Source organism: Roseomonas sp. 18066, from assembly GCF_902706185.1.
In the GTDB taxonomy this organism is placed as follows: domain Bacteria; phylum Pseudomonadota; class Alphaproteobacteria; order Acetobacterales; family Acetobacteraceae; genus Pseudoroseomonas.
In genome coordinates this window covers 1-21,691 of record NZ_CACSJM010000114.1, presented here as the reverse complement: position 1 = coordinate 21,691, position 21,691 = coordinate 1, and the positions used below count along the sequence as shown (strand labels likewise).

Below are 21,691 nucleotides of genomic sequence, written 5' to 3'. Positions count from 1 at the left end.
GGCGGGATGCTGGTGACCGCGGGGGGCGAGACCGCCTCGACCGGCGGCGACACCACGGGCGGCGACACCACGGGGGGTGAGGCGACCGGGGGCGACATCACCGGCGGCGCGGCGACGACCGGCGGCGCCAGCCAGTCGGGGGGGACGTAGATCGCCGGGGGCGCCGCGGTGTCCTCGGCCGAGCTGGTGTTGAGCACCTGGACGTCGAGCAGGAAATTGGCCTCCTGCTTGCCGTCGGAGACCTCGATCATCACCGGGCGGGTGGTGCCGCCCTCGCGCAGCAGGTCGACGCCGTCGCGCAGCTTCAGGACATTGCCGTTGACCACCTCGAAATAGGCTTCGTCGGGCCAGAGCACGCGATAGGTCAGGTTGGCCTTGGCGGTGTCGCGGTCCTCGCCGAACAGCACGCCGATGACGCCGCCTATATCCGATTCCAGCACCGAGCCGCCGGCGGAGAAGCTGAGCTTGTGCGCCGGCGTGTCGTCCACATTGAGCAGCGAGACGCCCCAGGACTGGCCGCTGTCGACCCAGCCCGAGGCGGTCTTCACCTGCAGGCCGAAGGCGAATTTGGGCGCGGTGCTGAAGGCCTCGCTGTCGAAGGCGCCGACGGGGACGATGGTGACCAGGCTTTTGCTCGCGTCCAGCACCGCCTCGAAGCGGTTGGCATCGGTGCCGGTCAGCTTGACGTCGCTGATGCCGGTCAGCCCGGACAGCGACAGCTTCGCCACCCAGTCCCCGGGACGCGCATTCTCGTAGATGGTGTCCGGGACCTCGCCCGAAACCAGCAAGGGCATGTGCCTGGCCGCCTCTTTCCACTTCGGCAGGGGCAGGATCGGCAAGGCGGGTTGCGGGAAGCCTAAGCGGTGGTGCCGCAGGGGGTGGCCGGGTGCCTCAGCGCAGCATCAGCCGCGCCGCCAGCCCGGCCAGCAGCAGCGCGTTCACCCCGAGGAGCAGCGCGCTGGCCCGCCGCAGCCCGGGCCCGGCGCGCCGCGCCAGGAAGCGGCCGAGCAGCGCCAGCGCCACCAGCGCCGGCATGGTGCCCAGGCAGAAGGCCGCCATGGCCAGCGCCCCGCCGGCCGGGCTGCCGGTCGCCGCCGCCGCCGCCAGCGCGCCATAGAGCAGCCCGCAGGGCAGCCCCGCCAGCAGCAGGCCGAGGCCCAGGCCGCGCCAGCCCTGCGGCGCCGCCAGCAGGAAGCGCAGCAGCCGGGCCGGCGGCGCGATGCCGGGCAGCGCGGGCAGCCGTGCCGCCAGGCCGAGCCGCGCCCCGGCCTGGCCCAGCATGGCGATCGAGGCCAGCAGCAGCAGCGCCGGCGCCAGCCAGCCGCCGCCCGGCAGCCGCCCCGAGAACCCGCCGGCCAGCGCGCCGAGCATGGCGTAGCCGGCCAGCCGCCCGGCCTGGTAGGGCAGCAGGGCAGCGCCGGCCAGCCGGGCCAGCCGACCGCCCCCGGCGCCAGGGCCGGTCGCGGCCTGGGCCAGGACGAAGGGGGCGCACATGCCGGCGCAATGGGTCAGCCCGCCGGCGAGGCCTGCGAGCAGCAGGGCCAGCAGCAGGGCGGCGGCCTCGGCCGGGCCGGGCAGGGCCAGCGCATGCAGGCAGTCGGCGATCATGCCCGCCGGCTTAGCGGCTCCAGCGCCGGCGGGCCTTGCGGCAGATCAAGGCATGCGGCCGTCGATCCAGTCCTGCCGCCGCAGCCGGTACAGCACCTGGTGCCGCTTCGGATGGCCCTGCGGCAGGCGGGGATGCTCGAAGCCGCCGGCGCGGCGCATGGTCAGCCGCTCCATCAGCCCCCAGGAACGAATATTGTCCGGCACGGTGAAGGCGACGATCTCGGGAAAATTCAGCGGGCCGAAGCCATGCGCCAGGGCGATGCGGGCGGCCTCCTCGGCCAGGCCCAGGCGGTGGAAGGCCGGGTTCAGGCGCCAGCCGATCTCGACCGGCGGGTCGCCCGGGCTGTCCCAGGGGATTTCCGCCCAATTGATCCGCGCCAGGCCGCACAGCCCGACCAGCCCGGGCCGGTCGTGCAGCTGCAGCGCCCAGAAGCCGAAGCCATGCGCGGCGACATGCGCCTGGAGCCGGTCGAGGAAGGCATCCGATTCCGCGCGGCTGAGCGGCGCCGCGAAGTATCGCATGACGATCGGGTCGGCATTCATGGCGGCGAAGGCCTCGCGGTCATCGTCGCGCCAGGGCCGCAGCTGCAGCCGCGGACCCCGCAGGGAGGCAGGGGATGAGGTCATGGCCGCCCCAGGCTAACCGGCTTCCCCGCCGCGCCGAAGGGGGTATGGTGGCGGCCAAGGAGGAGATCGAAGCATGACAGCACAAACCGGCGCCTGGCCTTCGGTGGAGGCGCTCGCCGCGCGCATTCCGGATGGCGCGATGGTGGCCCTGCCGCCGGACAATTCGCTGCCGTCGGTCGCGCTGGCCAAGGCGCTGATCCGCCGCGGCGCGCGCGGGCTGCGGCTGCTGGGCGTGCCGGTCTCGGGCTTCGCCACCGATATCCTGATCGGCGCCGGCTGCGTCGCCGAGGTGCAGACCAGCGCGGTCAGCCTGGGCGAGGCCGGCTTCGCGCCGCGCTTCACCGCGGCGCTGAAGGAAGGGCGGATCCGCGTGCGCGACGCCACCTGCCCGGCGATCCACACCATGCTGCAGGCGGCGGAGAAAGGCGTGCCCTTCATGCCGCTGCGCGGGCTGATCGGCAGCGACATCCTGGCGCATCGGCCGGATTGGCGCGTCATCGACAATCCTTTCGCCGACAGCGGCGATCCGATCGTGCTGCTGCCCGCGCTGTCGCCGGATTTCGCCGTGTTCCATGCGGTGATGGCGGACCGGGACGGCAATGTCTGGCTGGGCCGGCGGCGCGAATGCGCGACGCTGGCGCATGCCTCGCGCGCGGCGCTGGTCACCGTGGAGCGCTTCTTCGACGGCAATCTGCTGGAAGACGAGCGCACCGCCCCCGGCACCATCAGCGCGACCTATATCAGCGGCGTGGCGCTGGCCGAGCGCGGCGCCCATCCGGTGGCGCTGCTCGACGAATACGGCTTCGACGCTGCCTATGTCGCGGGCTACGCCCGGGCGGCGCGGACGCAGGAAGGTTTCGACAACTGGCTCGCGGCCGAGCTGCGCGGTTCGGAGAAGGCCGCGTGATCCAGCCCGAGGAACGCCTGGCGGCCGCGCTGGCCGCGCTGATCCTGGACCCGGCCGCGCCCCCGGCACGGCATATCGCGGTGGGGGCGGCGTCCCCCATTCCGGCGGCGGCCTGCTGGCTGGTGAAGCAGCAGGGGCATCCGGTGCGGCTGTCGCTGCTGCACAAGCGCAGCGGCAATCCCTTCACCGAAGGCACGCGCGAGCTGTTCGACCTGACCGGCCAGGGGCGGATCGACCTGTTCTTCCTGGGCGGCGGGCAGATCGATGGGCAGGCCAATATCAACCTGGTCGGCACCGGCGACTGGCCGGGGCAGGGCACCCGCTTCCCGGGCAGCTTCGGCAGCGCCTTCATGTATTTCATGACGCCGCGCACCATCCTGTTCCGCGAGGAGCATTCGCCCCGCGTGCTGGTGCCGCAGGTGGACAATATCTCGGCGCCCGGCGTCTCGGCGCCCGGGGTGTTCCGCCGTGGCACGGCGCAGGCGCTGGTCACGGGCAAGGCTATCTTCACCTTCGACCCGGCGACGGCGCGTTTCACCCTGGCGACGATACATCCCGGCGAGGATGCCGCCAGCATCCGCGCCGCCACCGGCTTCGACTATGACGCGCCGGACAGCATCCCCGTCACCGCCGATCCGACGCCGGAGCAGCTGGCCCTGCTGCGCGGGCCGGTCTGCGACGAGATGCTGGAAACCTATCCCGAATTCTGTGCCCGCGTGTTTGCAAGGAAGGCTGCCGCATGACTGACGCTGTTCCCATGATCGAGGGGAAGGGCCTGGCCCGCTCTGCCGGGGCGCTGGCCGGGCTGAAGGTGATCGACCTGACGCGGGTGCTGGGCGGTCCCTATTGCACCATGATCCTGTCCGACCACGGCGCCGAGGTGATCAAGGTCGAGCCGCCGCAGGGCGACGAGGTGCGCGAATGGGGCCCCCCGTTCCAGGGCGATGCGGCGAGCTATTTCATCGGCGTCAACCGCAACAAGCAGTCGATCGCGCTGGACCTGGGCAAGCCCGCGGGGCGCGAGGTGCTGCTGCGGCTGCTGGAAGATGCCGATGTGCTGGTCGAGAACTTCAAGCCGGGCTCGATGGAGAAATGGGGCCTGGGCTATGAGGAGGTGCTGAGCCAGAAATTCCCGAAGCTGGTGCATTGCCGTGTCTCGGGCTTCGGCGCCACCGGGCCGCGCGGCGGCCTGCCGGGCTATGACGCCATCATCCAGGCGATGGTCGGGCTGATGTCGATCAACGGCACGCCGGAGACGTCGCCGGTGCGCATGGGCACGCCGATCGTCGACCTGGCGACGGGGCTGTATTCGTCGATCGGCATCCTGATGGCGCTGCAGGAGCGGGCACGCTCCGGCCAGGGCCAGTATGTCGACATGACGCTGCATGATTGCGGCATGGCGCTGCTGCACCCGCAGGCCGCGAACTTCCTGCTCAACGACAAGCGGCCGAAGGCGACGGGCAACCCGCATCCGAATATTTCCCCGTATTCGGCGTTCAAGACGGCGAGCTGCGAGATCTTCGTGGCCTGCGGCAATGACCCGGCCTTCAAGAAGTTCTGCGCTTTCCTCGGGCTGGAGGGGCTGCCGGAGGATGCGCGGTTCCGCAGCAATGGCGACCGGGTGGTGAACCGCGCCGCGCTGACCGAGATCCTGGAGGCGCGGCTGGCCTCCGAGGACGGGCATGACCTGTGCGACCGGCTGCTGGCCGCGGGGCTGCCGGCCGGTCCGGTGCTGAACGTGGACGAGGCGCTGGCCGCCCCGCACACGGCGCATCGCGAGATGGTCACGGAGCTGGGCGATTTCCGTGCGCTGGGCACGCCGATCAAGCTGTCGCGCACGCCGGGCGGCACGCGCGCCGCGCCGCCGTCGTTCAACCAGCATGGCGATGCCGTGCTGTCGCGCCACGGTTTCTCGTCGGACGAGATCGCGACGCTGAAGGCCGACGGCGTGCTGGTCGAGCGCCGCCGCTGAATTGTTGATCCCGGCGGACAGCGTCCGCCGGGCGTGTGCAGAAAGAGAAAGGGCGCAAACGTATACGTTTGCGGGGGGAATTCCTTCTCCCAGGCTTTCTGACTTTTAGAGATCGGTTCTGATGACGTCCCGCCAGTGGGTCTTGCTGCTGCTGTTGTCGCTGGCTTTCGGCGGCAGTTTTTTCTTCATGGCGGTGGTGGGCCGGGTCTGGCCGCCGCTGACGGTGGTGTTTGCCCGGGTGTTGCTGGCGTCGTGCCTGTTGTGGCTGGTGCTGGGCCTGCGCGGCGAGCGGCTGCCACCAACGGGCCCGGTGCTGCGCGCCTGCATCGTCATGGCGCTGCTGAACAACCTGATCCCGTTCAGCCTGATCGTCTGGGCGCAGCAGAGCATCCCGAGCGGCCTGGCCAGCGTGGTCAATGCGGCGACGCCGGTCTTCACCGCGGTGGTGGCGCATTGGACCACCTCGGACGAGAAGATGAGCGGCGGGCGGCTGGCCGGGGTGCTGGCGGGGCTGGCCGGCGTCGCGGTGCTGGCCGGGCCGGCGGCCTTCGGCGCGGGGGCGGAGTTCACCGCCATCCTGGCCGGGCTCGGGGCCTGCCTGTCCTATGCCTTCGCCGGGCTGTACGGGCGGCGGTTCCGGCGGCTGCAGGTGGCGCCGCTGGCCGCCGCGGCCGGGCAGACCACGGCCAGCACGCTGCTGGCGCTGCCGCTGATGCTGGCCTTCGACCAGCCCTGGCTGCTGCCGATGCCGGGGGTCGGCGTCTGGCTGGCCGTGCTGGCGCTGGGGCTGGTCTCCACCGGCATCGCCTATGCGCTGTATTTCCGGCTGCTGGCCGAGGCGGGCGCGACCAACACGGCGCTGGTGACGCAGCTGGTGCCGGTGATGGCGATCCTGCTGGGCGTGCTGTTCCTGGGCGAGAGCCTGCTGCCGCGGCATGTCGCCGGGATGGCGCTGATCGCGCTGGGCTTCTGCCTGATCGATGGCAGGGTGTTGCCCGTCAGGCGCCCTGGATCCCCTTGAGGAAGCGGTCGACGCCGGTGTTGAGGGCGTCGGTGGTCTGGCCGACCTCGCCCGAGGCGGCGCGCAGCTGGTCGGCGGTGCGGGTGGTGGTCTCGGCGGCCGATTGCACCACGCCGGTCTCGCGGGAGACGGCGGCGGCGGCCTGGGCGGTGCCGGCGATGGTGCGGGCGATTTCCTGGGTGGCGGCGCCCTGCTGCTCGACCGCGGCGGCGATGGCGGCGGCGGTCTGGTCGATCTCGGCGACGACGCCGGCGATGCTGCGGATCGCTTCCACCGCTAGGCCGGTGGCGCCCTGGATGGCGCCGACCTGCTGGCCGATCTCCTCGGTCGCCTTGGCGGTCTGGCTGGCCAAGTTCTTCACCTCCGACGCCACCACCGCGAAGCCTTTGCCGGCCTCGCCGGCGCGGGCGGCCTCGATGGTGGCGTTCAGCGCCAGAAGATTGGTCTGGCCGGCGATGTCGGCGATCAGCCGGACGACGTCGCCGATGCGGTTGGCGGTCTCGGCCAGCTCACGCACGGTGCGGTCGGTGCGCTCGGTCTCGGCGACGGCGTGGCGGGAGACCTCGGCGGCGCGGCCGACCTGGCGGGTGATCTCGCCGATCGAGGCGGTGAGCTCCTCGGTCGCCGCGGCGGCGGTCTGGGCGTTGGAGGAGACGCTTTCGGAGGCATGCGACAGGGTGGTGGTCAGGCGGGTGGCGTCCTCGGCGCTGCGGGTCATCTCGCCGGAGGTGCCGGCCAGGCGCTGGGCGGCGCCGCGCAGGGCGGAGAGGGACCGCTGGGTCTCCTCGCCGAATTCGCGGACCATGGCCTCGACCCGCAGGCCACGCTCGCGGCCCTGCTGGTCGGCGCGGGCCTGGTCGGCGGCCAGTCGCTCGGCCTCGCGCACCTTGATGCGGAACACTTCCAGCGCCTGGGCCATGGCGCCGATCTCGTCGGCGCGGTCGCGGCCGTCGACGACGACATCGAGGTTGCCGCCGGCCATGGCCCGCATGGTGGCGGTCAGCCGCAGCAGCGGCACCGAGATGCCGCGCACCAGGGACAGCGCCAGCCCGGCCACCAGCAGGGTGCCGGCGACGAGCGCCGCGACGATCATCCAGAAGGCGGTGGCGCTGACATCGCCGGAGGCCTGCGCCGCGACATGGGCGCCGTCCTGGTTGAAGCGCAGCAGCCGGGTCATGGCGGCGTCATAGGCCTCGAAGGCGAGGCGGGCGGGGCCGTCGAGCTGGCGCCGCAGCAGCGCCTGGTCCTGGCGGCGGCTGAGCGCCAGCGTCGGGCCGATCTGCGCCGCATAGCCGTCCCAGCCGATGCGCACCGCGTCGTAGAGCCGGCGTTCATCGGCGCCGCTGATCAGCGGCAGGTAGTCGGCCAGCATGCGCTCGACCGCGTCGCGCTCGCGCTGCAGGTCGCGCTCGATCGCCTGCTGGCCGGGGGCGTCGTCGGTCAGGGCGTGGCGCAGCACGTGCTGGCGCAGCTTCAGCGCCGCCTCCGACCCGCGGGACAGGTCGATCAGGCTGGGGATCCAGTTGCCGCCCATGTCCTCGGCCCCCGCCTGGACGGCGGAGAGGCGCTGCAGCGCGAAGCCGCCCAGCCCCATGAAGCAGAGCAGGATGACGGCCAGGCAGGCGATCAGGCGGGTCTTGAGCGACATGGCGCAGGGGCATACCGGCTGGTGCGCCGCGGATATTGCCGTGCCAGCGATGAACATTCGGTTTTCCGCGCGGGCAGGGTCGCCCCCGCCCGCGCGGAAATGGCGTCAGCCCAGGGCGCGGGCCAGCAGCTCGGCGGTGCGGCCATTGGCGATCGTCGCGGCGCGGCCGTCCCAGCTATGGCCGCCCATGCGGGCGAAGGCATGGTCGACGCCGGGATAGACATGCACGGCGACATCCGGCTTGCCGTCCAGGCCCTGCTGGATGGCGCTCCGCGCATCGGCCGGGACGAAGCGGTCGAGCTCGGCGATGTGCAGCAGCAGCGGGTTCGTGACGCGGTCGGCGCCGCCGACCAGCCCCTCGATGCCCACGCCATAGTAGGAGATATTGCAGTCGGCGTCGGAGTCGGTGGCCATCATGAAGGCCAGCCGGCCGCCCAGGCAGAAGCCCATGGTGCCGGTCTTTCCGTTGCAGCCGGGCATCACGCGGACCGCGGCCAGGGTGGCCTTCAGGTCCTCGACCCCCTTCGCCTGGTCGAAGCCGTTCATCAGCGCGAAGGCCTGGTCCCATTCCTCCTTGCTGCCATCGGTCAGCTGGATGCCGGGCGACTGGCGCCAGAACAGGTCCGGGCAGATGGCGATGAAGCCCATGTCGGCGACCCAGTCGGACAGCGCCCGCATGGCGTGGTTCACGCCGAAGATTTCCTGGATCATGACGACGGCGCCGAGCGGGCCCCCGGTCGGGCCCCCGGTCGGGCCCAGCTTCGGCATGGCCAGGTAGGCGGCGAAGCTGCCGCTGCCGTCGCTGGCCGGAATGGTGATCTCGGGCATTCTGCGCTCCTTCCAGAGAGGCGGGCAGGATAGCCGGAAGCGACCGGCGCGGAACCCCACCGCTTGGTTGGGGGCGGTGCAGCATGACGGATGGCCTGGCAGGGAGGCGCGTGCCATCATGCCCGCTTCCGCCGCCCGAACCGCTGCAGAGAGTGCCCGATGCCCGTCTCCCGCCCCGATTTCCGCGAAGCCATGGCGCGCCTGGGCGCGGCGGTGAACGTCATCACCAGCGACGGCCCCGGCGGCCGCGCCGGGCTGACCGCCAGCGCCGTCTGCTCGGTCACCGACGATCCGGCGACGCTGCTGGTCTGCATCAACCGCAACAGCACGCAGTATGCGGCCTTCAAGGAAAATGGCGTGCTTTGCGTCAATGTCCTGGCCGGCGGGCAGCAGGAGATTTCCAACCATTTCGCCGGCGCCACCGGCGCGGTGACCGCCGAGCAGCGCTTCGAGATCGGCGCCTGGAGCAAGCTGGAGACCGGCGCGCCCGCGCTGGACGGCGCCGCGGTGTCGCTGGACTGCGTGATCGACGAGGTGCTGGAGAAGGGGACGCATGGCGTGTTCTTCGCCGCCATCCGCGCCATCCGGCTGGGCGACAAGGCGCCGGCGCTGATCTGGTGGCAGCGCGACTATCACCACCTGCCGCACCCGGCGGCATAATTCTGTCGGTTGGGGCAGCCGCGATGGGCTGCCCCGGCCGTCCTCAGGCCTCGGCGATGATCTCGCGCACCAGCGGATAGACCTCGTTGGCCCAGCGGCGGCCGCTGAAGACGCCGTAATGGCCGGCGCCGATCTGCAGGTGGTTGCGCTTCATGGTGTGCGGCAGGTTGCTGCAGAGGTCGAGCGCCGCGGCGGTCTGGCCGATGGCGCAGATGTCGTCGCGCTCGCCCTCGACGGTCAGCAGCCGGGTGCGGCGGATCGCCTCCGGCCGCACCGGGCGGCCGCGATGCGTCATGCGGCCCATCGCCAGGTCGTGGTCCTGGAAGACGCTTTTGACGGTTTCCAGGAAGAAGTCGGCCGGCAGGTCCATGACGGCGAGATATTCGTCGTAGAAGCGGCGATGCGCGTCAGCCAGCTCGGAATCGCCGCCGACCAGGTTGCGGAACTGCTCCAGATGCGCGTTCACGTGCCGGTTCATGTTCATCGACATGAAGGCGCTGAGCTGCAGCACGCCCGGGTAGACGCGGCGCCCGCCGCCCTGCAGCCGCCAGGGCACGGTGTGGATCAGGTTCTTCTCGAACCAGTCGATCGGATGCTCCTGCGCCAGGGCGTTGACCTTGGTGGGCAGGATCCGCGTGTCGATCGGGCCGGCCATCAGCGTCATGCTGTGCGGCGTGGCCGGGTTGCGGTCCTCCGACATCAGCGCCACGGCGGCCAGCACCGGCACCGCCGGCTGGCAGACCGCCAGCACATGGCCGCCCGGGCCGATCGCCTCCTGGAAGGCGATGACATGGTCGACGAACTCGTCCAGGCCGAAGCGCCCGGCCGAGAGCGGCACGTCGCGGGCATTGATCCAGTCGGTGATGTAGACGTCGTTCTCGGGCAGCAGCACCTGCACGGTGCCGCGCAGCAGCGTGGCGAAATGGCCGGAGATCGGCGCCACCACCAGCACCTTGGGCTGCGGCAGCGCGGTGTCCTTCTTGAAGTGCAGCAGCCGGCCGAAGGGGGTGGACAGCGCCACCTCCTCGGTGACGGTCACCGCCTCATTGCCGACGAGGACGCTGGTGAAGCCGAAGGGTGGGCGCTCATGGGTGACGGCGGCGGTGCCCATCAGCTCCAGCGCGGCAGCGAATTGCCGCAGGGCGAAGGTCTCTGGCCGGCCGGTGTCGAATTGCCGGAGCACCGCGCCGGTGCCGCGGGCGAATTGCCGGAGGGGAGCCATCAGATCCTGCTGGGCCTGATAAAGCTGATACATCATCCGCGAGGAGCCTCTCCCGAAGTCGGTCGATGGGGCGCATTGCCAAGCCAAAGCAGTCGCCCAAATAATCCGGGCCCAGTCACGCCAAAGGTCTACTCACGCCAAAGGTCTACTCACGCCAAAGGTCTACTCACGCTAAAGGTCTACTCACGCCAAGGGTCTACTCACGCCACGACGTCACTCATGCCACGGCTTGCTGCCGCTTCCCCCGCCGACGGTAACGAAAATGTTCCCCGGCCGCGAGGGGCATGTTGACGGTGCATAGATGACCATTTCGTCAATCGTGGGGCGCGCCTAAGGTTGCGCCATCATCGCGTGGGAGTGTTCCGCATGGCCGAGGCCCGCCTCCTCATCAGCAGTCGAAACTACTCCTCCTGGTCGCTGCGGGGCTACCTGCTCTGTCGCATGGCCGGGCTGAGCTTCAGCGTGGAGACCGCCGCCGCCGACGACCCGCAGGCCCGGGCCGAGCTGCTGTCGCGCAGCTCCACCTTCCGGCTGCCCTGCCTGGTGCGCGGCCCGGTGAAGATCTGGGACAGCCTGGCCATCGCCGAGCAGCTGAACGAGGAATTCCCCGAGGCGCATCTGCTGCCCGAAGGGCCGGTGGCGCGCGCGCATTGCCGCTCGATCTCGGGCGAGATGCATGGCGGCTTCACCGCGCTGCGCGCCTCGCTGCCGCTGAACATGCGCGCCCGCCGCCCGGGCTTCCGCGTCTGGTCGGGGCCGGCGGCCGATATCCGCCACATCCAGGATATCTGGGAAGACGCCCTGGCGCGCTCCGGCGGGCCCTGGCTGTTCGGCGAGCGGCCCTCCATCGCCGATGCCATGTACGCCCCCGTGGCCAGCCGCTTCCTGACCTATGGCGTGACCTTGCCCGGGGTCAGCGCCGCCTATCAGGAGAGGCTGCTGGCCTGGGCGCCGATGGTCGAGTGGATGGCCGAGGCCGCGCTGGAACCGGAGGCCCTGGCCGAGGTCGAAGGCGATTTCTGAGGGGGTTTCCTGACGCCGCCGTCACGTGGATCCGGGCCACCGGCCCGGATCCGACGGATGGAAGGACCGGTCCCGGGGCGTGAGGGCTGGGCCGGCCGGTGGTTCCGGGACGGGGAGGGGCCGCCGCTGCCGGAAGCCCAGCATCCCCACGACGCTCGTTGCGATGCAACAAGAATCGGCGGGGTTCGCGCTAGACGGACTCGCCCGCCGCCCAGCCGCTGGCCCAGGCCCATTGGAAATTATAGCCGCCGAGCCAGCCGGTGACGTCCACCGCCTCGCCGATCACATGCAGCCCGGGCACCGCCTCGGCCGCCATGCTGCGGGAGGACAGCGCCGCGGTGTCGACGCCGCCCAGCATGACCTCGGCCTTGGCATAGCCTTCGCTGCCGGCGGGCGTCAGCGACCAGTGCGACAGGGTCTGGCCGACCCGGCGCAGGTCGCGGTCGGTCTGCCGCGCCATCGGCGCATCGGGCAGCCAGGCGGCCGCCAGGGCCTGGGCCAGGCGGGCCGGCAGGACCTCCCCCAGCACCGTGCGCGGCTCTGCCTTGTGGCGGGCCTGCTTGCGCTCCACGAGCAGCGCCTGGGCGTCCTGGCCGGGCAGCAGGTCGAGGGAAATCGCCTCGCCTGGCTTCCAGGCGGAGGAGACCTGCAGGATCGCCGGCCCCGACAGCCCGCGATGGGTGAACAGCACGGCTTCCGGGAAGCGGTGGCGGCCGGCGCGGGCGATGGCCGGGAAGGCGAGGCCCGAGAGCGGCCGCATCAGCTCCAGCATCGGCCCGTCGAAGGTCAGCGGCACCAGGCCCGGGCGCGGCTCCACCATCGGCAGGCCGAAGCGGCGGGCGATGTCGAGGGACAGGCCGGTCGCGCCCATCTTCGGGATCGACAGCCCGCCGGTCGCCAGCACCAGGGCCGGCGCCGTGAAAACGCCACGATCGGTGGTGATGGTATAGGCATCGGCGCGGCTGACATCGGTGATGCGGTGACCGAGCCGCAGCTCGACGCCGGCGGCGGCGCATTCGTCCAGCAGCATGGCGACGATCTGCCGCGAGGAGCCGTCGCAGAACAGCTGGCCCAGCGTCTTCTCGTGCCAGGCGATGCGGTGCTTTTCCACCAGCGCCAGGAAATCCGTGGGCGTGTAGCGCTTCAGCGCCGATTTGCAGAAATGCGGATTGGCCGAGAAAAAGCGTTCCGGCGTGGTGCCGATATTGGTGAAGTTGCAGCGCCCGCCGCCGGAGATCAAGATCTTCGAGCCGGCCTGCGGCGCATGGTCGAGCACCAGCACGCGCCGCCCGCGCTGTCCGGCGCGGATCCCCGCCATCAGCCCGGCCGCCCCGGCCCCCAGCACCACCGCGTCATAGCTTTGCATGGGCCGGCTTTACCCGAGGGGGGGGCCGGAAAGCCAGGACTGAAAGCCAGGACTGAAAGCCAGGACCGAAAGCCGGAAACTATCCCCAGAACAGGTGGACGAAGCTGGGGATAAGCCACGGCACGGCATGGGGACGGCGCTGGAGCTTTCCGCGATGTTGCCGCGCAGCACAGGGGGTGCGTGGGAAAGCCCCGAAGCGCCGTTGCGTTCCCGCACCATGCGGCGCCCCGTGATGCCCGGCCACGCACAACCCGCGCGGCGAGGGTCATAAAAAGCCTTTCAGCCGGGCCATGGCGATGGCGGCCAGGCTGGGCGCGTCGACCAGGATGTCGTCGCGGATCATCGCCTCCACCTCGGCCAGGGAAAAATGCCGGCAGACCAGGTCCTGCTCGGTGGCCTCGCGCTGGTCGGCCTGCTGGGTCAGGTGTGTCGCCATGAAGATATGCCCGCGCTGGTTGCAATAGCCGGCGCCCTGCAGGATTCCGCCGATGCGCACGAGATTCTGCGCGACCAGCCCGGTCTCCTCGCGCAGCTCGGCGGCGGCGAGCAGCGCCGGATCGGTATCCGGCGCCGTCTCCCAGGTGCCCATCGGCAGCTCCCACTGCCGCCGGCGGACCGGGTAACGATATTGTTCAACCAGCGTCAGGCCGCCATCCTGCCAGGGCAGCAGCACGACGAAATCGCTGCGCTCGACGACGCCATAGAGGCCGTCGGAGCCGTCTGCACGGCGGATTATGTCCTCCCGCACCCGCAGCCAGCGGTTCTCATAGGCGATGCGGCTGGAGACGGTTTCGATCTCTGTTGTCATCCACGCGAATCCTTACGCAACCGGTTTCAGGAAACCTCTGCCCGCGCCGTTGGTTCTCATGCCGCACGACGCGAAGCAAAGGAGAAACGCCAATGGCTGTCTATGTGGGAACGGGCGGCGACGACCGTCTTATCGGCACCAATTCCGATGACACCTTCGCTGGCGCTGCCGGCAATGATTTCATCGAGGCGCGTGGCGGCAACGACCTGATCGACCCCGGCACCGGCAATGACCGTGTCGAAGGCGGCGACGGGCGTGACACCGTGCGCGTCATGGGCGACCAGTCGCAATACGAAGTCTTCCGCTATGACAGCGAAGGCCTGGTGCGCGGCCCCGACGGCGTCGACACCCTGCTCGACGTCGAGGCGGTGCAGTTCACCGGCGTCGGCGGCACGCTCGACCTGAAGGACGTCAACGAGTTCTTCTCGTATTCCTACATCGCCTCGCATGGCGACCTGATTGCCGCCTATGGCGCCAATGCGGGGGCGGGCTGGGCCCATTTCCGTGACTATGGCGCGGTCGAGGGGCGCGACATCACCTTCGACGGCAATGCCTATCTGGCCGCCAACACCGACGTTCTGGCCGGCCTCGGCGCCAATGCGGACGAGGTCGGCGCCAAGCACTTCCTCGAATATGGCCGCGCCGAGGGGCGCAGCAACGACTTCGCCGCGCTGTCCTATATCGCCACCTATGACGACCTGCGCGAGACCTTCGGCACCGACACCGCCGCCGCCACCGCGCATTTCGTCCAGGATGGCTTCAAGGAAGGCCGCAGCGTGAGCTTCGACGGCCTCGCCTATGTGGCGTCCAATGAAAGCCTGCGCGAGCAGTTCGCCGGCGAGAGCCAGTCGGCGATCGAGAATGGCGGCGCCCGTGACTTCATCGAGGCGGGCGCGGCGGCCGGTCGGGAGACGACCTTCGATCCGCTGCAGTACCTGGCGAGCTACACCGATGTGATCGAGGCCTATGGCAAGCAGGGCAGCATCGGCCAGATCTCCGACCTCGCCTCGCTGCATTACATCAACAATGGCGCCGATGAGGGCCGCGAGGTCGACGGCTTCAACGAGCAGGCCTACCTCGCCAAGAATGGCGACCTGGCCGGCATGGGCGCCGACCAGCTGGCGCTGCATTGGATCCAGTATGGCCTGGCCGAGGGCCGCGACGGCGCCTACGACCCCGTCATCGGCTGACGACAAGGCCGGCCTGGGGCAGCGCCCCGGGCCGGTCGTCATGCGCTTCAGAACGCCCCGGTGCAGACCGGGGCGTTTTTTCGTGGCCGGCGGATGCGCGAAAACGACGCCATGGCCCGGCTGGGGGTCATCGTCGGCCGCATCTTCGGAGGAAGGGGATGGTGCCCAGAAGTGGAATCGAACCACCGACACTGCGATTTTCAGTCGCATGCTCTACCAACTGAGCTATCTGGGCCCATAGTGCAGCGCCTCGAGAGGCGCCGTCGGCAGATGGCGGGGAGATAACGGATGGCGTGGCGCCTGTCCAGCACCCTGTGCCGATTGTTTTGCAGGCGTGTTTAAGGCCCGCTTTTCAGGGCTGGCGGCTCAGGGCTGGCCCTCGGGGTCTTCTTCCTCGAGCGGTGGGCCGGGGATGGCGTAGTCGCCCTTCAGCCAGCGGCCGAGATCGACCTGCTTGCAGCGGTCGGAGCAGAAGGGGCGGTGGGCCGGATCGCTCGCCTGGCCGCAGATCGGGCAGCGCGGGCGCTTCTTCGGGGGCGGGGTGTCACTCGGCATGGACATGCTCCTGTCCGGGGGGGCAGAGGGGGTCGGGGCGCAGCGCCAGGGCGCCGGCGCGGTCGGCGAAGTCGTCCAGCGCGCCGGCGCAATCGGCCAGCGCCGCCAGCACGGCAGGCGACGCGGTCAGCGCCAGCCGGGCGCCGGGGCGGCGGGCGGCCTCGGCCAGGCCGCGGCGGAGCGCGGCCAGGCCCCGGGTCAGCGGCGATGGCGGGTCGCCCAGGATATCGTGCAGCGGCGTGTGGACCCGGCGGCGCTGCAGCTCGATCAGCCCGAGGCCGGTGAGGCCGATCAGCTTCAGCGCGGGGTCGGCGGCGACCAGCGGCGCCAGGCCGGGCAGCAGATCGCGGCGGCGGGCGATGGCCATGCCGGCCATGTCGACCAGGATGGCGCCGGCCAGGTGGCGCAGGCGGATCTGGCGCAGCGCCTCGGCCAGCGCCGCGGCGTTCAGCGCCTTGTGCGCCTGGGCGTCGCGGCCGCCGGAGATCGCCCCGGCATCGATGTCGATGGCCAGCAAAGCGGGGGTCGGGTGCAGGGTCAGCCGCCCGCCGCCGGGCAGCGCCACGGCCATGCCCGACAGTTCTTCGAAAGCTTCCTCGAGATCGTCGTCGAAGGCCGGGGTCGCCGACAGCTCGACCCGCGCGGCGCCCAGGACGCCCCGCAGCCGGGCGGCCGTCGCGGCGTGGTCGGTGACGACGACCGCCTCGGGGTTCTGCGCGGCCAGGCGAACGGCCGCCTCCGGCCCGCGGGACAGCAGGCGGATCGGTCCGACCACCGCCTCGGGCGTGGGTCGGACGGCCAGGCGCGGGCCCTTGCCGCCCTGCGCCGTGCGGGTAATGGCGACGCGCAGCCAGTCGCCTTCGCCGCGGCCCTTGCCGCCGTCGGAATCAGGGAGGAAGCCGGTCTCGCCGCCGGTCAGCGCCAGAAAAACGCCGCCCATGGCGGGGGCGCGGGCGGAGACGCGGGCGACATGCAGGTCGCCGATGCCCTCCGGCCGGTGCGGCCGCTCGACGAAGGCCTCGGCCAGAACGCCTTCCCGGCGCAGCGCGACCCGCCGCTCGCCGGGAGAAACGGAAAGAAAAATCAGGGGCGGAGCCACCCGATGCCCCGCAGCAGCTGGGCGGTCTCGTGCAGCGGCAGGCCGACCACGTTGGAATGGCTGCCCGAGAGGAAGCGCACGAAGGCCTCGGCCGATTCCTGGATGGTGTAGCCGCCGGCCTTGCCCTGCCATTCGCCACTGGCCAGGTAGGCCGCGGTCTGCGCTTCGGTCAGGCGCTGGAAGCTGACGACGCTTTCCACCACCCGGGTCAGCAGCCGGCCGTCCGGCAGGCCCAGCGCCACGCCGGTATAGACCCGGTGCCGCCGGCCGGAGAGCAGGTCGAGGCAGGCGCGCGCCTGCTCGATGGTCTCGGCCTTGGGCAGGATGCGGCGGCCGACGCCGACGACGGTGTCGGCGGCCAGCACCAGGGCGGCGGGCTCGGCGGCCATGACGGCGCGGGCCTTGGCCTGGGACAGGCGGCCGGCCAGCTGGCGCGGCTGCTCCTGCTTGCGCGGCGTCTCGTCGATGTCGGGGGGGCAGACGCGCGCGGGCACGACGCCGATCCGCTTCAGCAGATCCAGGCGGCGCGGGCTGCCGCTGGCGAGCACCAGCGGCGGGCGGCTGTCATCGGCCGGCGGAAGCACGAGGGCGGCCTCGGGGCCCGCCACGGACATTACTTGAACCGGAAGGTGATGCGGCCCTTGGTCAGGTCGTAGGGCGTCATCTCGACATTGACACGGTCGCCGGCCAGCACGCGGATGCGGTTCTTGCGCATCTTGCCGCTGGTATGGGCCAGGACCATGTGCTCGTTGTCGAGCTTCACCCGGAACATGGCGTTGGGAAGAAGTTCAACGACCTGGCCGCTGAACTCGATCATATCTTCTTTCGACATCAGACCTCTTCATTGCGGCAGGCGACGCGAGCTGCGCCGGACATCTCCGCTTAAGACGTGGGGGAACGGCCGGAGCAGGGCCTGCGCCGGGGCATTCGCGGCGAGAACATGATGGCCCGACCACGGATGGTCAAGGACAGGCCGCGCGCGTCAGCCACGGTCACGGCGCGTGGGGACGATTCCAGGCCGAAATCGTCCCGGATTCACCCTGTCGGGCTCAGCCCAGCCGCAGGCTGATGCTGCGGGCATGGGCGGAGAGGCCTTCCGCTTCCGCCAGCGCGACCGCGGCGGGACCGATCGCCTCCAGTCCCCGGCGCTCCGCGCTGATCCAGGTGGTGCGCTTCAGGAAGTCGTAGACAGAAAGGCCGGAGGCGAAGCGGGCGGTGCGGCCGGTGGGCAGCACATGGTTCGGGCCGGCCACATAGTCGCCCAGCGCCTCCGGACAATGCGCGCCCAGGAAGGCGGCGCCGGCATGGCGGATGCGGGCGAAGAGGGCCCCGGGCTCGGAGACCATGATCTCCAGGTGCTCGGGTGCCAGGCGGTCGACCAGCCGGGCGCCTTCCTCCCAGTCATGCACCACGATGATGGCGCCGTGCCGCCGCCAGCTCTCGCCGGCGATCTCGGCGCGCGGCAGCGTCAGCAGGGCGTCCTGCACCGCATGCTCGACGGCATTGGCCATCTGGTGGCTGGTGGTGATCAGGATCGACTGGGCGCTTTCGTCATGCTCGGCCTGGGCCAGCAGGTCCATGGCGATCAGCGCCGGGTTCTGGCTGGCATCGGCCAGCACCACCACCTCGGACGGGCCGGCGATGCTGTCGATGCCGACCCGGCCGAAGACCTGGCGCTTGGCCTCGGCGACATAGGCATTGCCCGGGCCGGCGACGCGGTCCACGGCGGCGATGGTGGCGGTGCCCCAGGCCAGGGCGGCGATGGCCTGGGCGCCGCCGATGCGGAAAATCTCGGTCACCCCGGCGCGGTGCGCGGCGGCAAGAACAAGATCATTCAGCACCCCGTCGGGGGTGGGGACGCACATGGCGATGCGCGGCACCCCGGCGACCCGGGCCGGGATGGCGTTCATCAGCACCGAGGACGGATAGGCCGCCTTGCCGCCCGGCACATAGAGGCCGACCGCGTCGATCGAGCCCCAGCGCAGGCCGAGCGTCAGCCCGAGCGGGTCGTCGAGCTCGACATCGCGCGGCAGCTGGGCGGCGTGGAAGCGCTCGATCCGGGTCGCGGCCAGGTCGAGGGCGTCGAGCAGCTCGGGCGCGCAGCGGGCGCGGGCGGCCTCGATCTCGGCCTCGGTGACGCGGAGTGCCGCGGCATCGGCCGGGTGCCAGCGGTCGAGGCGGCCGGTCAGCGCCAGCAGCGCCGCGTCGCCGTCGCGCTTCACCTCGGCGATGATGCCGGCGACCGCGGCGTCGACCGTCGACGTCGTCTCCCGCGCCTGGTCGAGCAGCGCCAGGAAGCCGGCCTCGAAGGCGGCGTCGGCGGTGTTGAGGCGGATCATGCGGCCACCTTGTCGAGCGCTGCGCGGAAGCGGGACAGCCAGTCGCCGATCGCCTCGGGCCGGGTCTTCAGCGCCGTGCGGTTGACGATCAGGCGGGAGCTGATCTGGGCGATGACCTCGGTCTCGACCAGGCCGTTCGCCTTGAGCGTCGAGCCGGTCTGCACCAGGTCGACGATCAGCCGGGCCAGGCCCAGCGAGGGCGCCAGCTCCATGGCGCCGTTCAGATGCACCACCTCGGCCTGGATGCCTTTGGTGGCGAAATGCCGGCGGGCGATGTTGGGATACTTGGTCGCCACCGCGATGCGGGAGCGGCGGCCGAGGGTCTCGGTCGCGGTATCGCCCACCGGCTCGGCCACCGAGACGCGGCAGCGGCCGATGCCGAGGTCGAGCGGGGCGTAGATCTCGGGGTAGTCGAATTCCATCAGCACATCGGCGCCGCAGATGCCGATCTGGGCGGCGCCGAAGGCCACGAAGGTGGCGACGTCGAAGGAGCGGACGCGCACCACGTCGAGGGCCGGGTCGTTGGTCTCGAAGCGCAGCCGGCGGCTGGAGCCGTGGAAATCGGCGGCCGGCACGATGCCGGCGGCGCCGAGCAGGGGCGCCAGCTCGTCCAGGATGCGCCCCTTGGGGAGCGCCAGGACGAGAGGCTGGTCGCCCGCGAGGGTGCCCTGGGCAGGGCTGGCGATGGGCTGGTCCATGGCGGGTTGTATCACCGGAAGGGTGTCATGGCCATGTCAGCCCGGCATACGTTCGATGTCGGCGCCGACGGCGGCCAGCTTCTGCTCGATCCGCTCATAGCCGCGGTCCAGGTGGTAGACGCGGTTGACGATGGTCTCGCCCTCGGCGGCCAGGGCCGCGATGATCAGCGAGACCGAGGCGCGCAGGTCGGTGGCCATCACCGGGGCGCCGGAGAGCTTGGCCACGCCCCGGACGATGGCCGAGGAGCCGTGCGCGTTGATCCGCGCCCCCATCCGGGTCAGCTCGGGGACATGCATGAAGCGATTTTCAAAGATGGTCTCGGTGATCATCGAGGCGCCGTCGGCCACGGCCATCAGCGCCATGAACTGGGCCTGCATGTCGGTGGCGAAGCCGGGGAAGGGCTCGGTCATCACGTCGACGCCGTGCAGGCCGTTGAGGCGGCGGCAGCGGACGCCGTCCTCCTCCTGCAGCATCTCGACGCCGGCCTCGCGCAGCGAGCGGGTGCAGGCGCCGAACAGCTCCAGCGTCATGCCCTCCAGCAGCAGCTCGCCGCCGGTGATGGCGCCGGCGCAGGCGAAGGTGCCGGCCTCGATGCGGTCGGGCAGGATGGCGTGCGTCGTGCCGTGCAGGCTGTCGACGCCCTGGACCGTCAGCCGGTCGGTGCCCTCGCCCTCGATCTTCGCGCCCATCGAGACCAGGCACTTCACCAGGTCGGTGATCTCCGGCTCGCGGGCGGCGTTGACCAGCTGGGTGGTGCCCTCGGCTAGGGTGGCTGCCATCAGCAGGTTCTCGGTGGCGCCGACCGAGACCTGGGGGAAGATGATGCGGGCGCCCTTGAGGCGGCCTTCGACGTGGGCGTTGATGTAGCCGGCCTCGAGGTCGATCACCGCGCCCATCTGCTCCAGCCCCTTCAGGTGGAGGTCGACGGGGCGGGTGCCGATGGCGCAGCCGCCGGGCAGCGAGACCCGGGCCTGGCCGAAGCGGGCCAGCAGGGGGCCGAGCACCAGGATCGAGGCGCGCATCTTGCGCACCAGGTCATAGGGTGCCTCGAACTGGGTGGCCGGCCCGTCCAGCAGGATCTGCCGGCTGGTGGTGTCATGCTCGACGCGCAGGCCGTGCTGGGCCAGCAGGTTGGCCATGGTGGCGACGTCGGCCAGCGCCGGGGCGTTGGTCAGGATGACGGCCTGCTCGGTGAGGAGCGAGGTCGCCATCAGCGGCAGGGCGGCGTTCTTGGCGCCGCCGATGGCGATGCGCCCATCGAGCCGGCGGCCACCCTGGAGGCGGATGCGATCCATCAGGCGCGGCCCTTACAGACGCGGCAGCGCGACGCCGCGCTGGCCCATATACTTGCCCTTGCGGTCGGCATAGGAGATTTCCGGCTCGCCGGCGCCCTGCAGGAACAGGAACTGGCAGATCCCCTCATTGGCGTAGATGCGGGCCGGCAGCGGGGTCGTGTTGCTGATCTCGATGGTGACCTGGCCTTCCCATTCCGGCTCCAGCGGGGTCACGTTCACGATCAGGCCGCAGCGGGCATAGGTCGACTTGCCCAGGCAGATCACCAGCACGTCGCGCGGGATGCGGAAATACTCGACCGTGTGCGCCAGCACGAAGGAGTTGGGCGGGATGATGCAGGTCTCGCCCTTGCGGGTGACGAAGCTGTCATCCGAGAACTTCTTCGGGTCGACCAGGGCGTTGTCGACATTGGTGAAGACCTTGAACTCGTCGGCGACGCGAGCGTCGTAGCCGTAGGAGGACAGGCCGAAGGAAATGACGCCTTCGCGCCGCTGGCTCTCGACGAAGGGCTCGATCATGCCGTGCTCCGTCGCCATGCGGCGGATCCAGTGGTCAGGCATGATGGGCATGGGAGGACTTCCAGGACTGCGGCGTTGGGCGGCCGGGATAGCCCAGCGGCCCCCTGCCGGCAACCGAAGCCTTCGGCTAGTTGCCCTGCGGCGCAGGCTTGGCTGGAGGGTCTTCGGCTTGGGCCTCCCCTTGGGTCTCGTCAGCGCGGCCGCGGGTCTGCGCCTTGCGGCGGCGCAGGTTCTCGCGCAGCGCCGCGGCCAGGCGGGCCTCGCGCTGCTGCGCCGCGGTGGGCGCGCGCGGCCGGGGGGTGGGGAGG

General features: G+C 70.9%; 24 protein-coding genes and 1 tRNA gene. 7 read left to right on the top strand and 18 right to left on the bottom strand.

Annotated elements, in window-relative coordinates; translation table 11 throughout:
- From GVN67_RS20825 to GVN67_RS20815, 3 genes are all read right to left on the bottom strand, one after another.
- The coding region (locus GVN67_RS20825) for a hypothetical protein (RefSeq protein ID WP_200845329.1) at positions 1-794 on the bottom strand (794 nt) is incomplete at its 3' end.
- Positions 795-891: 97 nt separating this feature from the next.
- Positions 892-1,608 carry a sulfite exporter TauE/SafE family protein gene (locus GVN67_RS20820; RefSeq protein WP_159999253.1) on the bottom strand — a complete coding sequence of 239 codons (717 nt, stop codon included), beginning with the start codon at positions 1,606-1,608 and terminating at the stop codon, positions 892-894.
- Positions 1,609-1,653: 45 nt separating this feature from the next.
- The gene (locus GVN67_RS20815; protein ID WP_159999252.1) at positions 1,654-2,235 is read right to left on the bottom strand and encodes a GNAT family N-acetyltransferase; all 582 of its coding nucleotides are present in this window, start codon (positions 2,233-2,235) and stop codon (positions 1,654-1,656) included.
- A 73-nt stretch (positions 2,236-2,308) separates the two neighbouring features.
- On the opposite strand from GVN67_RS20815, the gene GVN67_RS20810 reads away from it, so the two are divergent.
- The 4 genes from GVN67_RS20810 (at position 2,309) to GVN67_RS20795 (ending at position 6,135) form a co-directional block, all read left to right on the top strand.
- Entirely contained in the window at positions 2,309-3,142 is an 834-nt protein-coding gene (locus GVN67_RS20810) for a CoA transferase subunit A (protein WP_159999251.1), read from the top strand.
- Complete coding sequence (locus GVN67_RS20805; RefSeq protein WP_159999250.1) at positions 3,139-3,885, top strand: CoA-transferase; 747 nt, start codon at positions 3,139-3,141, stop codon at positions 3,883-3,885. The genes GVN67_RS20810 and GVN67_RS20805 overlap by 4 nt, the downstream gene beginning before the upstream one ends.
- The gene (locus tag GVN67_RS20800; protein WP_159999249.1) at positions 3,882-5,114 is read left to right on the top strand and encodes a CaiB/BaiF CoA-transferase family protein; all 1,233 of its coding nucleotides are present in this window, start codon (positions 3,882-3,884) and stop codon (positions 5,112-5,114) included. The genes GVN67_RS20805 and GVN67_RS20800 overlap by 4 nt, the downstream gene beginning before the upstream one ends.
- A 121-nt stretch (positions 5,115-5,235) precedes the next feature.
- Positions 5,236-6,135: a DMT family transporter gene (locus GVN67_RS20795; protein WP_159999248.1), complete on the top strand. Its 900-nt coding sequence runs from the start codon at positions 5,236-5,238 to the stop codon at positions 6,133-6,135.
- Here the strand turns inward: GVN67_RS20795 and GVN67_RS20790 are convergent.
- Both GVN67_RS20790 and GVN67_RS20785 read right to left on the bottom strand, forming a co-directional pair.
- Positions 6,113-7,783: a methyl-accepting chemotaxis protein gene (locus tag GVN67_RS20790; protein ID WP_159999247.1), complete on the bottom strand. Its 1,671-nt coding sequence runs from the start codon at positions 7,781-7,783 to the stop codon at positions 6,113-6,115. The genes GVN67_RS20795 and GVN67_RS20790 overlap by 23 nt on opposite strands.
- 105 nt (positions 7,784-7,888) lie before the next feature.
- Positions 7,889-8,611: a dienelactone hydrolase family protein gene (locus GVN67_RS20785; protein ID WP_159999246.1), complete on the bottom strand. Its 723-nt coding sequence runs from the start codon at positions 8,609-8,611 to the stop codon at positions 7,889-7,891.
- Positions 8,612-8,770: 159 nt separating this feature from the next.
- Between GVN67_RS20785 and GVN67_RS20780 the strand changes: the two genes are divergently transcribed.
- Positions 8,771-9,271, top strand: coding sequence for a flavin reductase (locus GVN67_RS20780; protein ID WP_159999245.1), 501 nt, complete (start codon positions 8,771-8,773; stop codon positions 9,269-9,271).
- Positions 9,272-9,314: 43 nt separating this feature from the next.
- On the opposite strand, the gene GVN67_RS20775 is transcribed toward GVN67_RS20780, so the two are convergent.
- Entirely contained in the window at positions 9,315-10,529 is a 1,215-nt protein-coding gene (locus tag GVN67_RS20775) for a polyhydroxyalkanoate depolymerase (protein WP_159999244.1), read from the bottom strand.
- A gap of 330 nt (positions 10,530-10,859) precedes the next feature.
- Here GVN67_RS20775 and GVN67_RS20770 point away from each other — a divergent pair, with 330 nt between their 5' ends.
- Positions 10,860-11,516, top strand: a complete 657-nt coding sequence (locus GVN67_RS20770; RefSeq protein ID WP_159999243.1) for a glutathione S-transferase — start codon at positions 10,860-10,862, stop codon at positions 11,514-11,516.
- 190 nt (positions 11,517-11,706) lie between these two features.
- Here the strand turns inward: GVN67_RS20770 and GVN67_RS20765 are convergent, their stop codons facing one another.
- Both GVN67_RS20765 and GVN67_RS20760 read right to left on the bottom strand, forming a co-directional pair.
- A complete protein-coding gene (locus tag GVN67_RS20765) occupies positions 11,707-12,882 on the bottom strand; it encodes an NAD(P)/FAD-dependent oxidoreductase (RefSeq protein WP_159999242.1) in 1,176 nt (391 codons plus the stop codon).
- A gap of 265 nt (positions 12,883-13,147) precedes the next feature.
- Complete coding sequence (locus tag GVN67_RS20760; protein WP_159999241.1) at positions 13,148-13,690, bottom strand: NUDIX hydrolase; 543 nt, start codon at positions 13,688-13,690, stop codon at positions 13,148-13,150.
- Positions 13,691-13,782: 92 nt separating this feature from the next.
- Between GVN67_RS20760 and GVN67_RS20755 the strand changes: the two genes are divergently transcribed.
- Positions 13,783-14,880 (top strand): calcium-binding protein, encoded by a 1,098-nt coding sequence (locus GVN67_RS20755; protein ID WP_159999240.1) that lies wholly within the window; start codon positions 13,783-13,785, stop codon positions 14,878-14,880.
- Between the two features lie 159 nt (positions 14,881-15,039).
- Here the strand turns inward: GVN67_RS20755 and GVN67_RS20750 are convergent.
- The 10 genes from GVN67_RS20750 to GVN67_RS20705 form a co-directional block, all read right to left on the bottom strand.
- A tRNA-Phe gene (locus tag GVN67_RS20750) sits at positions 15,040-15,115 on the bottom strand.
- A 131-nt stretch (positions 15,116-15,246) separates the two neighbouring features.
- Positions 15,247-15,435, bottom strand: a complete 189-nt coding sequence (locus tag GVN67_RS20745; RefSeq protein ID WP_159999239.1) for a DNA gyrase inhibitor YacG — start codon at positions 15,433-15,435, stop codon at positions 15,247-15,249.
- On the bottom strand, positions 15,425-16,534 hold the full coding sequence (locus GVN67_RS20740) for a ribonuclease E/G (protein WP_159999238.1): 1,110 nt from the start codon (positions 16,532-16,534) through the stop codon (positions 15,425-15,427). The genes GVN67_RS20745 and GVN67_RS20740 overlap by 11 nt, the downstream gene beginning before the upstream one ends.
- Positions 16,519-17,148, bottom strand: coding sequence for a nucleoside triphosphate pyrophosphatase (locus GVN67_RS20735; RefSeq protein ID WP_159999237.1), 630 nt, complete (start codon positions 17,146-17,148; stop codon positions 16,519-16,521). The genes GVN67_RS20740 and GVN67_RS20735 overlap by 16 nt, the downstream gene beginning before the upstream one ends.
- Entirely contained in the window at positions 17,148-17,366 is a 219-nt protein-coding gene (infA, locus tag GVN67_RS20730) for a translation initiation factor IF-1 (protein WP_007003972.1), read from the bottom strand. The genes GVN67_RS20735 and infA overlap by 1 nt, the downstream gene beginning before the upstream one ends.
- Positions 17,367-17,583: 217 nt before the next feature.
- Positions 17,584-18,873, bottom strand: coding sequence for a histidinol dehydrogenase (gene hisD, locus GVN67_RS20725; RefSeq protein ID WP_159999236.1), 1,290 nt, complete (start codon positions 18,871-18,873; stop codon positions 17,584-17,586).
- Positions 18,870-19,571 carry an ATP phosphoribosyltransferase gene (hisG, locus tag GVN67_RS20720; protein ID WP_159999235.1) on the bottom strand — a complete coding sequence of 234 codons (702 nt, stop codon included), beginning with the start codon at positions 19,569-19,571 and terminating at the stop codon, positions 18,870-18,872. Before hisG ends, hisD begins: the two co-directional genes overlap by 4 nt.
- 36 nt (positions 19,572-19,607) lie before the next feature.
- Positions 19,608-20,867 (bottom strand): UDP-N-acetylglucosamine 1-carboxyvinyltransferase, encoded by a 1,260-nt coding sequence (gene murA, locus GVN67_RS20715; protein WP_159999234.1) that lies wholly within the window; start codon positions 20,865-20,867, stop codon positions 19,608-19,610.
- 12 nt (positions 20,868-20,879) lie between these two features.
- Positions 20,880-21,434, bottom strand: a complete 555-nt coding sequence (gene dcd, locus GVN67_RS20710; RefSeq protein WP_159999233.1) for a dCTP deaminase — start codon at positions 21,432-21,434, stop codon at positions 20,880-20,882.
- A gap of 76 nt (positions 21,435-21,510) precedes the next feature.
- On the bottom strand, positions 21,511-21,691 hold a 181-nt coding region (locus GVN67_RS20705), incomplete at its 5' end, for a hypothetical protein (protein WP_159999232.1).